Origin of the sequence: Pseudomonas citronellolis (assembly GCF_029335315.1) — a bacterium.
In the GTDB taxonomy this organism is placed as follows: domain Bacteria; phylum Pseudomonadota; class Gammaproteobacteria; order Pseudomonadales; family Pseudomonadaceae; genus Pseudomonas; species Pseudomonas citronellolis_A.
This window is the reverse complement of sequence record NZ_JARJLT010000393.1, coordinates 1-13,200: the sequence shown is the minus strand read 5'-3', so window position 1 is coordinate 13,200 and position 13,200 is coordinate 1. Positions and strand designations below refer to the sequence as shown.

Sequence of the window (13,200 nt, the reverse complement as noted above, 5' to 3'; positions counted from 1 at the left end):
GGCATGCAGCTCCACCAGCCAGTCGAGGGCCTGGTTTTCCAGGTCGATGCGCGTCATGGCCGCTGCCCCTCGCTGTGCAGGTGGTCGCGGCAGTGGCGCATGGCCTGGACGATGTACTTGCCGACCATGCTCTCGGACACCCCGAGGCGCTTGGCGATCTGCGCGTGGGTCAGGCCGTCCAGGCGGTTGAGCAGCAGCGCCTGGCGCGCCTTGGGCGGCAACCGGTCGAGGGCGGCGTCGAGGTTCTCCAGGGCTTCGCGGGCGAGCAGGGCGCGCTCCAGGCCGGCGACCGGGTCACTGACCTCGTTGGCCGCCGTGTCTTCCACGTGCAGCTCGGCCAGCCGGCCTTCGCGGCGCAGGTTGTCGATGGCCAGGTTGCCGGCCACGCGGAACAGGTAGGCGCGCGGGTCCTGCACTTCGGTCTCGGGATGCTGGTCGGCCAGGCGCAGCCAGGTGTCCTGGGCGACGTCGGCGGCGCGCTGGTTGTCGCCCAGGCGGCGGGCGAGGAAGCGCAGCAGGTCCGCATAGTGCGCCTGGAAGCTCTGCAGGAGGCTGGAGGAGGCGAAACGCCGCATGATGACCGCGATACCCTGGAATACCGGCCCGCCGGGGGCGGGCCGCCGCTGAAGCGGGCAAGCATACAACGAATCGAGAATCATTATCGAATTCAGCCGAACATCGACAGGTCCAGCGGCCGCACCGCGCCCATCCAGATGGCGTGGTCGCGGTGATCGCGCAGGTCGTCGCCGGTGTCCGGGTGGATGAACACCACCAGGCCGCCGCGGTGCAGCGCCAGCCAGGGCACCAGGCTGGCGAAGGTGTCGTTGCCGAAGGCCAGCTGGCAGCTCCAGTCCGGGTGCGGGCCGACCGGGCGCTGGTGCAGGCGGCCCATCTTCACGCCGAAGCGGCGAACCGCCTCCTCGCAGAGTTCGCGGGCCTGCTCGAGGCTGGCGGCGTCGTAGTAGACGTGGGCGTGGTAGCCGTGGATCTCGGGTTCGTTCATCGGTCCTGTTCCAGTTCGGCGCGCAGCCAGTCGACGAAGGGCTGCAGCAGGCGGGCGCGGCGCTTGCGCTCGGGGAGCACGGCGTAATAACCGAAGCGCGACGCCGCGCTCTCGCGGATGGGTCGGCACAGTAACCCCTGCTCCAGCAGTTCGTCGACCAGGTGGCGCCAGCCGATGGCCACGCCCTGGCCGGCGATCGCCGCCTGCACCAGCAGCGTGTAGTTGTCGAAGCGTAGTCCGGAAGGCTCCGGCGGACGCGGCAGCTCCAGGGCGCGGAACAGCCCCGGCCAGTCGAACCAGCGGCTGTGCGCCTCGGGCTTCAGGTGCAGCAGCGGCAGGCGCTGCAATTCCTCCAGCGCCAGCGGCGCCTGGCGCTCGCCGAGCAGGCGCGGGCTGCACACCGGGAACACCTCCTCGCCGAACAGCAGCAGCGGTTCGCCGTGCTTGAAGCGCCCGTCGCCGAAGGCGATGGCCACGTCGACGTCGCTGCGCAGGCTGCTCGGGCTGCGCTCGCTGCTCAGCAGGCTGACGTCCAGTTCCGGGTGCAGCTGGCGGAAGCGCGGCAGGCGCGGCATCAGCCAGTAGGCGGCGAAGGCGAAGTCGGTGGCCACCTGCAGCACCTCCTGGGCGGGCTGCGCGCTGACCGCCGCGACCCCGGCTTCCAGCTCGGCCAGCCCGGCCTGCACATGGCGCAGCAGCAGCTGGCCGGCATCGGTCAACAGGATGCCGCGATGCACACGGTCGAACAGACGCGCGCCGAGCAGTTTTTCCAGGCGCTTGATCTGCTGGCTCACCGCCGGCTGGCTGCTGCCCAGTTCGGCGGCGGCGGCGGTGAAGCCCTGCTCGCGGGCGGCACACTCGAACACCCGGAGCAGCTCCAGGGGCAGGCTCACGAGTGGGCCATCCATAAGCTGGTGTTATCCGAAGCATGTATGGCCATGCGGTTTACCCCCTGGCGGCGCGGCGGGACACTTCAGCCACGCACTATTCCATAACAACCGTGCATAGGATAAGTCCCGCCATGCCACGTCCGAACATCCTCTTCATCATGGCCGACCAGATGGCCGCGCCCCTGCTGCCGCTGCACGACGCCGCCTCGCCGATCCACATGCCCAACCTGATGCGCCTGGCCGAGCGCGCCGTGGTGTTCGACTCCGCCTACTGCAACAGCCCGCTGTGCGCGCCCTCGCGCTTCACCCTGGTGAGCGGCCAGCTGCCGACCAGGATCGGCGCCTGGGACAACGCCGCCGACTTCGCCGCCGACGTGCCCACCTACGCCCACCACCTGCGGCGCCTGGGCTACCGCACGGCGCTGTCGGGCAAGATGCACTTCTGCGGCCCGGACCAGCTGCACGGCTACGAGGAGCGCCTGACCAGCGACATCTACCCCGCCGACTACGGCTGGGCGGTGAACTGGGACGAACCGGAAGTGCGCCCCAGCTGGTACCACAACATGTCCTCGGTGCTGCAGGCCGGGCCCTGCGTGCGCACCAACCAGCTGGATTTCGACGAGGAAGTGGTGTTCAAGGCGCGCCAGTACCTCTACGACCACGTCCGCGAGCATGCCGAGCAACCGTTCTGCCTGACCGTGTCCATGACCCACCCCCACGACCCCTACAGCATCCCCCGCGAGTACTGGGACCTGTACCGCGACGAGGACATCCCCATGCCCTCGGTGGCGCTGGCGCAGCACGAGCAGGACCCGCACTCGCAACGCCTGCTCAAGGTCATCGACCTGTGGGACAAGCCACTGCCCGCGGAGAAGATCCGCGACGCCCGCCGCGCCTACTTCGGCGCCTGCAGCTACGTCGACGCGCAGATCGGCGCGCTGCTCAGGACCCTGGAAGACTGCGGCCTGGCCGACGACACCCTGGTGGTGTTCTCCGGCGACCACGGCGACATGCTTGGCGAGCGCGGCCTCTGGTACAAGATGCACTGGTTCGAGATGGCCGCCCGCGTGCCGCTGCTGATCCACGCGCCGGGCCGCTTCGCCGCGCGCCACGTGAGCGAGTCGGTGTCGACCCTCGACCTGCTGCCAACCCTGGTGGAGCTGGCCGGCGGTGAGCTGCCGGCGAGCCTGGAGCTGGACGGCCGCTCGCTGCTGCCGCACCTGCAGGGGCGCGGCGGGCACGACGAGGTGATCGGCGAATACACCGCCGAAGGCACCCTCAGCCCACTGATGATGATCCGTCGCGGCGACTACAAGTTCGTCTACTCCGAACAGGACCCGTGCCTGCTCTTCGACCTGCGCAACGACCCGCGCGAGCTGGAGAACCTGGCCGGCTCGGCCGCCCACCGCGAACGCTTCGACGCCTTCCTGGCCGAGGCCCGGGCGCGCTGGGACATCCCGGCGATCACCCGGCGCGTGCTGGCCAGCCAGCGCCGCCGGCGCTTCGTCGCCGAGGCGCTGCAGCGCGGCAAGCTGACCAGTTGGGACCACCAGCCCTTCGTCGACGCAGCCCAGCAATACATGCGCAACCACATCGATCTGGACGACCTGGAGCGCCGCGCCCGTTACCCAAGACCCTGACATAACCACAACCAAGAACGCCGAGGGGAGATGAGCATGACCAAGCTATCCGCAGTGCTGCTGGCCGCCGCCGTGACGCTGGCCGGCCAGGCGCGGGCCGAGGACCAGGCCTGCGCCACGGTGAAACTGGCCGATCCGGGCTGGACCGACATCGCCGTGACCAACGGTGTCGCCAGCTTCCTGCTCGACAGCCTCGGCTACCAGGCCAAGGTCGACACCCTCGCCGTGCCGATCATCTACGGCGGCCTGCGCGACGGCCAGGTGGACGCCTTCCTCGGCAACTGGATGCCGGCGCAGCAGGGTTTCCACGACCAGTTCGTCGCCAGCGGCCAGGTCAGCCAACTGGCGAAGAACCTGCAGGGCACCGAGTTCACCCTGGCCGTGCCGAGTTACGTGTGGAACGCCGGGGTGAAGGACTTCGCCGACCTCGACAAGCACGCCGAACAGTTCAACCACAAGCTCTACGGCATCGGCTCCGGCGCGCCGGCCAACCAGTCGATCCAGAAGATGATCGGCGCCGACGAGTTCGGCCTGGGCGACTGGAAGCTGGTGGAATCCAGCGAGCAGGCGATGCTCGCCGAGGTCGGCCGGGCGGTGAAGCGCGAGCGCTGGATCGTCTTCCTCGGCTGGACGCCGCACCCGATGAACGTGAAGTACGACATGAAGTACCTGACCGGCGGCGACAAGTACTTCGGCAGCACCGGCAGCGTCTACACCCTGACCCGCAAGGGCTACGCCGAACAATGCCCGAACAGCGCGAAGCTGCTCGCCAACCTGGCCTTCGACCTGCCGATGGAAAACGCCATCATGGCCGAGGTGCTGGAGAAGAACGTGAAGAACGCCGACGCGGTGAAGGCCTGGATCAAGGCCAACCCGCAGGCGCTGGGCAAATGGCTGGAGGGGGTGAAGACCCGCGACGGCGGCGACGCCCTGGCCGCCGTCCAGGCCAGGCTCTGAGCCACCGATGGCGCGCTGGCTGCCCTTCCTCGCCTGGCTCCCCGGCCTGGGCCCGCGCGGCGTGGCGCGGGAGGCCTGGGTCGGCCTGGCCGGCGCGGTGCTGGCCCTGCCGCAGTCCATCGCCTACGCGCTGATCGCCGGGCTACCGCCGCAGTACGGGCTTTACGCGGCCATGCTGCCGGTGGCGATCGCCTGCCTGTGGGGCTCGTCGCGGCACATGGTCGGCGGGCCGACGGCGGCCATCTCGGTGGTGCTGTTTGCCACCGTGGCGCCGCTGGCGCCGCCGGGCAGCGCGCTGTTCATCCACTACGTACTGCTGCTGACCTTCCTCGCCGGCCTGCTGCAATGGGGCCTGGGGGCGCTGCGCGCCGGCGTGCTGCTGAACTTCGTCTCGCACTCGGTGATGCTCGGCTTCACCCTGGGCGCGGCGCTGGTCATCGCCCTTGGCCAGTTGCCTTACCTGCTCGGCGTGGAAGTGCACGGCCGGGGCAGCGCCCTCGACGGCGCGAGCCTGCTGCTGGCGCGCCTCGGCGAGTGCGACCCGGCGTCCCTGGCCATCGGCCTGCTGAGCCTGGCGTCGAGCCTGCTGTACCGCTGGTTGCGGCCGCGCTGGCCGGCGCTGCTGGTCGGCCTGCTGACGGCCAGCCTGGCGGTCTGGGCGCTGCCCGGCTGGTTCGCCGGGGTGGCGCGGGTGCAGGCTTTTGCCAGTGCGCTGCCACCGTTCAGCCCGCTGAGCATGGACGCGGCCAGCGTCGCCGCGCTGCTGCCGGGCGCCCTCGCCTGCGGCCTGCTCGGCCTGGTCACCAGCCTGTCGATCGCCCGCACCCTGGCCGCGCGCAGCCAGCAGGTGCTCGACGCCAACCGCGAAATCCGCGCCCAGGGCCTGTCCAACCTGATCGGCCCGTGGTTCTCCGCCAGCCTCTCAGCCGGCTCCTTCACCCGCTCCGGGCTGAACCTGGAAGCCGGCGCGCGCACGCCGCTGGCCGGGGTGTTCTCCGCCTTCTGGGTCGCCGCGCTGGCGCTCGCCGGGGCCGGGCTGATCACCCATATCCCGCTGCCGGCGATGGCCGGCAGCATCCTGCTGATCGCCTGGGGCCTGGTCGACCGCCCGGCGCTGCGCGCACTCTGGCGCGGCAGCCGCAGCGAGTTCGCGGTGATGGCCCTGACCGCCACCGCGACCCTGCTGCTGCCGCTGCAGAACGCCATCTACCTGGGGGTGCTGGCCTCGCTGCTGCTCTACCTGCGGCGCACCTCGCAACCGCGCGTGGAACGCTGGCAGGCCGTGGAAGAGGAGGTGCTGCGGGTGGAGGGCTCGATCTTCTTCGGCGCCTGCGACTACCTGCAGCGGCTGATCCAGGCCAGCCAAGGCCAGCGCCTGGTACTGGACGCCCGCCACGTCAATTTCATCGACTTCGCCGGCGCGCACATGCTGCAACAGGAAGCCCGCCGGCTGGCGGGCGAGGGCCGCCACCTGGTGCTGCGCCACGCGCGGCCGAGGGTGCGTGAGGAACTGGCGAAACAGATGGGCGAGGGCGCGGTCCTGCAGGTTGAGTAGGGCGAATAACGCCTACGGCGTTATCCGCCATTGCCGGGCACCGGTGTCCCCGCCGACGGCGGATAACCGCGAACGGTTATGCGCCCTACGTCACTGTAGGAGCGAGCTTGCTCGCGAACGACCTCGCAGCGGAGGCAGGTTCGCGAGCAAGCTCGCTCCTACGAAGAGCCTAACCAGCCAGTTGCCGGCGCAGCTCGTCCAGCACCGGCCGCGAATCAGGCCGCACGCCGCGCCACAGCACGAAGGCCTCGGCCGCCTGTTCCACCAGCATGCCCAGCCCGTCGATGCAGCGCGCCGCGCCGTGCTCGGCGGCCCAGCGGTTGAACGCGGTGGTCTCCTTGCCGTACATCATGTCGTAGCAGACGGTATGCCCAGGGCGGATCAGCGCCGGGTCGATCGGCGGCAGCTCGCCGGCCAGGCTGGCCGAGGTGCCATTGACGATCAGGTCGAAGGGTTCGTCGCGCAGCGCGAAGCCGCCGGCGCGCACCGCGCCCAGGTCGGAGAATTCGCGGGCCAGTTGCTCGGCCTTGGCGGCGGTGCGGTTGAGCACCACCAGCGCCGCCGGACCCTCCGCGAGGAAGGGTTCGAAAATGCCGCGCACCGCGCCGCCGGCGCCCAGCACCAGCACGCGCTGGCCGGCCAGGGCCACGCCATTGTTCACCACCAGGTCGCGGGTCAGGCCGGCGCCGTCGGTGTTGTCGCCCAGCAGGCGGCCATCGTCCAGGCGCTTCAGGGTGTTCACCGCGCCGGCGCGGCGGGCGCGCTCGGTGAGTTCGGCGCACAGCCGGTAGGCGTCTTCCTTGAACGGCACCGTGACGTTGGCGCCCAGGCCCTCGGCGAAGAAGGCGCGGGCGGCCCCGGCGAAGTCGTCCAGCGGCGCCAGCTGCGCGTCATAGGTGAGTGCCTGGCCGGTCTGCTCGGCGAACAGGCGGTGGATCAGCGGCGACTTGCTGTGGCCGATGGGGTTGCCGAAGACGCAATAGCGGTCCATGGGAAATCCTGGAGGAAGTTTCTTCTTGTGGCGGAGTGTGACGATGGGTTTCGCTGCGCTCAACGCCATCCTGCGGGTGTGTACGTAGGATGGGTGGAGCCTGGGCGATACCCATCAATGGCCAGCGAGCCAGTCGCGATCCTGGAGGAAATACTCGGTCAGGCGCGCTTCCTCGCTGCCCGGCTCGGCTTTCCAGTCGTAGCCCCAGCGCACCTGTGGCGGCAGCGACATGAGGATCGACTCGGTGCGCCCGCCGGACTGCAGGCCGAACAGGGTGCCGCGGTCGTAGACCAGGTTGAACTCCACGTAGCGACCCCGGCGGAACTCCTGGAACTCGCGCTGCTGCTCGGTCCAGGCCTGGGCCTTGCGCTTGCGCACGATCGGCAGGTAGGCCTCGATGTAGGCGTCGCCGATGGCCCGCAGGAAGGCGAAGCAGGTGTCGAAGTCCCACTGGTTCAGGTCGTCGAAGAACAGGCCGCCGATGCCACGCGGCTCGTTGCGGTGCTTCAGGTGGAAGTAGCGGTCGCACCACTCCTTGTAGCGCGGGTAGACGTCCTCGCCGAAGGGCGCGCAGGCCTCGCGGGCGACCTTGTGCCAGTGCACGCAGTCTTCCTCGTTGGCGTAGTAGGGGGTCAGGTCGAAACCGCCGCCGAACCACCACACCGGCTCCTCGCCTTCCCTCTCGGCGATGAAGAAGCGCACGTTGGCGTGGGAAGTCGGCACATGCGGGTTGCGCGGGTGGATCACCAGCGACACGCCCAGGGCCTGGAAGCCGCGCCCGGCCAACTCCGGCCGGTGCGCGCTGGCCGACGGCGGCAAGCCGGCGCCGAACACATGGGAGAAGTTCACCCCGCCCTTCTCGATCAGCGCGCCGTCGCCGATCACCCGGGTGCGGCCGCCGCCGCCGGCCGGGCGCTCCCAGGCGTCCTCGGCGAAGCGGGCGTCGCCGTCTTCGGCTTCGAGCGCGGCGCAGATGCGGTCTTGCAGGTCGAGCAGGTAGGCCTTGACGGCCTGGATACGGTCGGTCACGGAATCACCCTGGAGCGGGAAAGCCGCACGGCGCTTGGGCCGCAGGCCGGAAAAAGGGCGCCAAGCATAACATCCCCGCTGCGCACTCCGCGCTTGACGGCGATCAACAGGGCGGATTGGATGAAAGACTTTTCCCAGAGCGGTTCCGACGTTTCGGCACCGCATGCAGCAGGAGATCGACATGGCCAAGCGCATCCAGTTCGCCCGCACCGGCGGCCCCGAAGTCCTCGAGTACCTCGACTACACCCCGGCCGAGCCAGGCCCGAAGGAAGTCCGCGTACGCAACCGCGCCATCGGCCTGAACTTCATCGACACCTACTTCCGCAGCGGCCTCTACCCGGCCCCGGCCATGCCCTCCGGCCTCGGCACCGAAGGCGCCGGCGAAGTGGAGGCGGTGGGCAGCGAGGTGAGCAACGTCAAGGTCGGCGACCGCGTCGGCTACGCCACCGGGCCGCTGGGTTCCTACAGCGAACTGCACGTGCTGCCGGCGGCCAGCGTGGTGAAGCTGCCCGACGCCATCGACTTCGAGACCGCCGCCGCGGTGATGCTCAAGGGCCTGACCGTGCAGTACCTGCTGCGCCAGACCTACAACGCGCAGCCCGGCCAGACCATCCTCTGGCACGCCGCCGCCGGTGGCGTGGGCCTGATCGCCTGCCAGTGGGCCAAGGCCCTCGGGGTGAAGCTGATCGGCACCGTCGGCTCGCCGGAAAAGGCGGCGCTGGCCAAGGCCCACGGCGCCTGGGAAACCATCGACTACAGCCGCGAGAACGTGGTCGAGCGAGTGCTGGCGCTGACCGATGGCAAGAAGGTCCCGGTGGTCTACGACTCGGTGGGCAAGGACACCTGGCCGATCTCCCTGGACTGCGCCGCGCAGCGCGGGCTGATCGTCAGCTTCGGCAACGCCTCCGGCGCGGTGGACGGGGTCAACCTCGGCGTGCTGGCGCAGAAGGGCTCGCTGTTCGTCACCCGCCCGACCCTGTTCGGCTACGCCAACACCCCGGAACGCCTGCAGGCGATGGCCGAGGACCTGTTCGGCATGCTCGCCTCGGGCAAGCTCAAGGTGGAGATCAACCAGCGCTACGCCCTGGCCGACGCGGCCAAGGCGCAGACCGAACTGGCGGCGCGACGCACTACCGGCTCGACCATCCTGTTGCCTTGAGGGAAGCCCACCCTGTAGGAGCGGGCCGCGCCCGCGATTCGCGCGCAGGGCGCGCTCCTACGGGTTGGGCAGGATGCCGGCTCAGGCCGGGCGTACGGTCCGGCCGCTGATCAGGTCGCGGATCACGCTGGGGTTGCGGCGCCCGCCCAGGGAGCCGCCGAGCACGCCGTCCAGCTCACCACGGAAGTACTGCTCCACGCGCAGCCGGGTACGCGCCGCGGGGCGCCCGGCGGGGTTGGCCGAGGTCGACACCAGCGGCCCGGTGAGCGCGCACAGCTCGCGCACCAGCGGGTGCTCGCTGACCCGCAGGGCGACGCTGTTGTGCTGGCCGGTGATCCACTCCGGCAGGCGGTCCTGGTGCGGCACCAGCCAGGTGTTGGGGCCGGGCCAGGTGGCGCCGAGGCGGTCCTGCCATTCCTGCGGCAGGTCGGCCAGGAGGAAGTCGAACTGGCGGATGTTGTCGGCCACCAGGATCAGGCCCTTCTCCACCGGCCGTTCCTTGATCGCCAACAGGCGATGCACCGCGTCCTCGTTCCAGGGGTCGCAGCCCAGGCCCCAGACCGCTTCGGTCGGGTAGGCGATGACGCCGCCGTCACGCACAATCTTGGCCACTCGCCGCACACGCCAGCTGCTGATCATCGGGGAACTCCAGGGAAATCACGAATGCGCGGCAGTTTACGGGTTCAACCGCCGCGATGCACCCAGACGCCGGCCTCGCAGGCCACCGCGCCGTCCAGCTCCAGCTCGGTCAGTGCCGCCAGCACGCGCGGCAGCTCCCAGCCGCTGTTCGCGGCCAGGGCTTCACCGCTCTGCGGCGCTGCACGCAACAGCGCCAGCAGCGGGTGGCCCGGCGCCGGCGGGACCGGGGCCGGCGCCGACCGCCCGCTCCAGCCCCGCAGCTCGGCGAGTATGTCGTCGACGCTTTCCACCAGGGTCGCGCCCTGGCGAATCAGCTCATGGCAACCGCGCGCTCCCGGGTGGTGGATGGAGCCGGGAATGGCGTAGACCTCGCGACCCTGCTCGGCGGCCAGCCGCGCGGTGATCAGCGAGCCGCTGGCCGGGCTCGCCTCGACCACCAGCACGCCCAGCGACAGGCCGCTGATGATGCGGTTGCGCCGGGGGAAGTTGGCCGGTTGCGGCGGGCTGTCCAGCGGCAACTCGGAGAGCAGCGCGCCGCCGCCGTCGACGATGCGCCGCGCCAGGTCGAGGTGGCGGCGCGGGTAGAGGCGTTGCAGGCCGCTGCCGAGCACCGCCAGCGTCACGCCCCCGGCCTCCAGCGCGCCTTCGTGGGCGGCGCCGTCGATGCCCAGGGCCAGGCCGCTGGTGATGACGAAGCCACCGCCGGCCAGGCTGCGGGCGAAGGCGCGGGCGGTGCCCAGGCCCGGCGCGCTGGCCCGTCGGCTGCCCACCAGCGCCAGCTGCGGGCGTTGCAGGGGCGCCGGGTCGCCCTCGACGAACAGTAGTGGCGGCGCGCCGGCCAGCTCCGCCAGCAGCGCCGGATAGGCCTCGCCGTCCCACATCAGCAGATGTCTGCCGGGCGCCTCCAGCCAGCGCAGCGCGGCGGCGGCGCTGTCGCGGACCTCGGCGCTACGGCGGGCCTGCGCGCTGGCCGGGGGCATGCCCAGCGCCTGCCAGGCCAGCGCCGGCGCGCTCAGCGCCGAGGAGGCGGAACCAAAGGCCGCGAGCAGCGCGGCGAAGCGGCGCGGGCCCATGTCGGGCAGGGCGTGCAGGCGCAGGCGCGCCTCCAGTTCGGCGGGGGAGGGATCACGGGGCATGGCGGCAGTCCTTGGCGCGGCGAGGGGAGTCCCGACTATGCCGCGCCACTGCCGCCCCGCCTGTAGGACGCATCGGCGTTTGCGGAAGGCAGAAACGAAGAACCCCGCCGGAGCGGGGTTCTTCAGGTCGGACCTGCACTCAGGGGTTGAGCACCTTGTCCTGCACTTCCAGCGAACGGTTGGCGGTAAGCACCAGGCCGTAGCTGAGGCGGTTGTAGGTGCGGAAGATCATGACCAGGCCGGAGCGCTCGTCGGGAATCTTCACCAGGTCGCCGCTGACCCGGTCACGCACGGTCTCGCCGAGCTTGTAGATCGCCAGCACGTTGCCTTCCTCGAGGCCGTCGCGGCTGCCCTTGTCGATGGTCACCACGTCGTACTTGCCGATCTGGGTCACGCCGCGCGGCACGTCGATGATGGTGCCCTTGATGGCGGTCTTCGGCTCGCTGGGCATGAAGATCGAGGTGACGGCGCGCTCCTCGGTGGGGAACAGGCGGTCGCCCGGGCGCACTTCCTGAGTGCTGCGGGTCAGGCGCAGGGTGGCGACGTCGTCTTCCTTGGCGGTGACCTGGCCGCTGCCGATGTCCATGGCGTCGACGCCGAGGACTTCCTTGGTGTCGACGTCGGTGTAGACCTTGCCCTGGCGGAAGATGCCGTAGCTGCCTTCCTCGACCAGCGACTTGCCGCGCGCATAGGCGCGGTCGCCGGCGCCGCTGACCACGCGTTCGGCGTCACCGGCGACCATGTAGGGCGCGTCGGTGAAGTCGGCTTCGCTGTCGACGATGCGGTTGGACAGCAGGAAGGCGTTGATCTTGTCCAGCGGGATGGTCGGCACCGCCTCGGCGATGGGCGAGCTGCGCACCTTCGGCGAAAGCTTGATGGTGCCGTGGGACGCCCCACGGTTGAGAACGATGCGCGGCTGCCCGTCGATGTACACCAGGCTGAGCACGTCGCCCGGGTAGATCAGGTGCGGGTTGCGGATCTGCGGATTCACCTGCCAGATCTCCGGCCACTTCCAGGGCTTGTTCAGGAACTTGCCGGAAATGTCCCAGAGGGTATCCCCCTTGACTACCGTGTAGCGGTCGGGATGGCCTTCCCTGAGCTCTACGGCACCCTGCGCCACGCTCGCTGCCGCCAGGAGCAGCACGGCGAGTAGTGTTTTCCTCATGCGGTGAATCCCTTTATTATGTATACACATGAAACGCCGGAAAGCCGCCCCTACCGGGCTTTCCAGCGTTTTTCGATGCTGCTCAGCATATTAGCAGCCGATTTTTACTTTATTCCACAAGTGCATCACAAACGCATATGGCCATTCTGAACATCCTCGAATTCCCCGATCCGCGCCTGCGCACCATCGCCAAGCCGGTCGCGGTGGTCGACGACGCCGTGCGCCAACTGGTCGACGACATGTTCGAAACCATGTACGAGGCGCCCGGCATCGGCCTGGCCGCCACCCAGGTGAACGTTCACCTGCGCGTCGTGGTGATGGACCTGTCCGAGGACAAGTCCGAGCCGCGCGTGTACATCAACCCCGAACTGGAACCGCTCACCGAAGAGATGGGCGAGTACCAGGAAGGCTGCCTGTCGGTGCCCGGCTTCTACGAGAACGTCGACCGCCCGGTGCGCGTGCGCATCAAGGCGCTGGACCGCGACGGCAAAGCCTTCGAGGAAATCGCCGACGAGCTGCTGGCGGTGTGCATCCAGCACGAGTGCGACCACCTCAACGGCAAGCTGTTCGTCGACTACCTGTCCAACCTCAAGCGCGACCGGATCAAGAAGAAGCTGGAAAAGCAGCATCGCCAGCGCGCCTGACGCCCCCCATTCCCAAAGGCTTGCCCCGGCAAGCCTTTTTTCTTTGTAGCGAGCCACCGCATGAGCCAAGCATTGCGCATCGTCTTCGCCGGAACCCCGGAATTCGCCGCCGAGCACCTCAAGGCGCTGCTCGACACCCCGCACCAGATCGTCGCCGTCTACACCCAGCCGGACCGCCCGGCCGGCCGCGGCCAGAAGCTGATGCCCAGCCCGGTCAAGCAGCTCGCCGTGCAGCATGGCCTGCCGGTGCTGCAGCCGCCGACCCTGCGTGACGCCGACGCCCAGGCCGAACTGGCGGCGCTGCAGGCGGACCTGATGGTGGTGGTCGCCTACGGCCTGATCCTGCCCCAGGCGGTGCTCGACATCCCGCGCCTGGGCTGCATCAACAGCCA

At 69.7% G+C, this 13,200-nt stretch carries 14 protein-coding genes; 6 read left to right on the top strand and 8 right to left on the bottom strand.

Going from position 1 to position 13,200, the window contains the following annotated elements:
* Positions 1 to 53: 53 nt before the first annotated feature.
* The 3 genes from P3W75_RS30120 to P3W75_RS30110 all read right to left on the bottom strand — a co-directional run bounded on the left by P3W75_RS30120 (position 54) and on the right by P3W75_RS30110 (position 1,911).
* Positions 54 to 575, bottom strand: coding sequence for a sigma-70 family RNA polymerase sigma factor (locus P3W75_RS30120; RefSeq protein ID WP_276230987.1), 522 nt, complete (start codon positions 573 to 575; stop codon positions 54 to 56).
* Positions 576 to 667: 92 nt separating this feature from the next.
* The gene (locus P3W75_RS30115; protein ID WP_276230986.1) at positions 668 to 1,003 is read right to left on the bottom strand and encodes a DOPA 4,5-dioxygenase family protein; all 336 of its coding nucleotides are present in this window, start codon (positions 1,001 to 1,003) and stop codon (positions 668 to 670) included.
* Entirely contained in the window at positions 1,000 to 1,911 is a 912-nt protein-coding gene (locus P3W75_RS30110; protein ID WP_276230985.1) for a choline sulfate utilization transcriptional regulator, read from the bottom strand. The genes P3W75_RS30115 and P3W75_RS30110 overlap by 4 nt, the downstream gene beginning before the upstream one ends.
* A 113-nt stretch (positions 1,912 to 2,024) precedes the next feature.
* On the opposite strand from P3W75_RS30110, the gene betC reads away from it, so the two are divergent.
* From betC to P3W75_RS30095, 3 genes are read left to right on the top strand one after another with little or no spacing between them, the layout of a single operon-like run.
* On the top strand, positions 2,025 to 3,533 hold the full coding sequence (betC, locus tag P3W75_RS30105) for a choline-sulfatase (protein WP_276230984.1): 1,509 nt from the start codon (positions 2,025 to 2,027) through the stop codon (positions 3,531 to 3,533).
* Between the two features lie 36 nt (positions 3,534 to 3,569).
* Positions 3,570 to 4,490: a choline ABC transporter substrate-binding protein gene (choX, locus tag P3W75_RS30100; RefSeq protein WP_276230983.1), complete on the top strand. Its 921-nt coding sequence runs from the start codon at positions 3,570 to 3,572 to the stop codon at positions 4,488 to 4,490.
* Positions 4,491 to 4,497: 7 nt separating this feature from the next.
* On the top strand, positions 4,498 to 6,045 hold the full coding sequence (locus tag P3W75_RS30095) for a SulP family inorganic anion transporter (RefSeq protein ID WP_276230982.1): 1,548 nt from the start codon (positions 4,498 to 4,500) through the stop codon (positions 6,043 to 6,045).
* A gap of 169 nt (positions 6,046 to 6,214) precedes the next feature.
* Here the strand turns inward: P3W75_RS30095 and aroE are convergent, their stop codons facing one another.
* Positions 6,215 to 7,036 (bottom strand): shikimate dehydrogenase, encoded by an 822-nt coding sequence (gene aroE / locus P3W75_RS30090; protein ID WP_276230981.1) that lies wholly within the window; start codon positions 7,034 to 7,036, stop codon positions 6,215 to 6,217.
* Between the two features lie 114 nt (positions 7,037 to 7,150).
* Positions 7,151 to 8,065 (bottom strand): oxygen-dependent coproporphyrinogen oxidase, encoded by a 915-nt coding sequence (hemF, locus tag P3W75_RS30085; protein WP_276230980.1) that lies wholly within the window; start codon positions 8,063 to 8,065, stop codon positions 7,151 to 7,153.
* Positions 8,066 to 8,246: 181 nt separating this feature from the next.
* On the opposite strand from hemF, the gene P3W75_RS30080 reads away from it, so the two are divergent.
* A complete protein-coding gene (locus P3W75_RS30080) occupies positions 8,247 to 9,224 on the top strand; it encodes an NADPH:quinone reductase (RefSeq protein WP_276230979.1) in 978 nt (325 codons plus the stop codon).
* 81 nt (positions 9,225 to 9,305) lie between these two features.
* Here the strand turns inward: P3W75_RS30080 and P3W75_RS30075 are convergent, their stop codons facing one another.
* The 3 genes from P3W75_RS30075 to P3W75_RS30065 all read right to left on the bottom strand — a co-directional run bounded on the left by P3W75_RS30075 (position 9,306) and on the right by P3W75_RS30065 (position 12,164).
* A complete protein-coding gene (locus P3W75_RS30075; RefSeq protein ID WP_276230978.1) occupies positions 9,306 to 9,863 on the bottom strand; it encodes an L-threonylcarbamoyladenylate synthase in 558 nt (185 codons plus the stop codon).
* A 44-nt stretch (positions 9,864 to 9,907) separates the two neighbouring features.
* Positions 9,908 to 10,999 (bottom strand): DNA-processing protein DprA, encoded by a 1,092-nt coding sequence (dprA, locus tag P3W75_RS30070; protein ID WP_276230977.1) that lies wholly within the window; start codon positions 10,997 to 10,999, stop codon positions 9,908 to 9,910.
* Positions 11,000 to 11,138: 139 nt separating this feature from the next.
* Positions 11,139 to 12,164 carry a LysM peptidoglycan-binding domain-containing protein gene (locus tag P3W75_RS30065; protein WP_276230976.1) on the bottom strand — a complete coding sequence of 342 codons (1,026 nt, stop codon included), beginning with the start codon at positions 12,162 to 12,164 and terminating at the stop codon, positions 11,139 to 11,141.
* 137 nt (positions 12,165 to 12,301) lie between these two features.
* Here P3W75_RS30065 and def point away from each other — a divergent pair, with 137 nt between their 5' ends.
* Together def and P3W75_RS30055 are read left to right on the top strand one after the other, a co-directional pair.
* The gene (gene def / locus P3W75_RS30060) at positions 12,302 to 12,808 is read left to right on the top strand and encodes a peptide deformylase (protein ID WP_276230975.1); all 507 of its coding nucleotides are present in this window, start codon (positions 12,302 to 12,304) and stop codon (positions 12,806 to 12,808) included.
* 60 nt (positions 12,809 to 12,868) lie between these two features.
* A partial coding sequence (locus tag P3W75_RS30055; protein ID WP_276230974.1) for a methionyl-tRNA formyltransferase occupies positions 12,869 to 13,200 on the top strand: 332 nt, incomplete at its 3' end.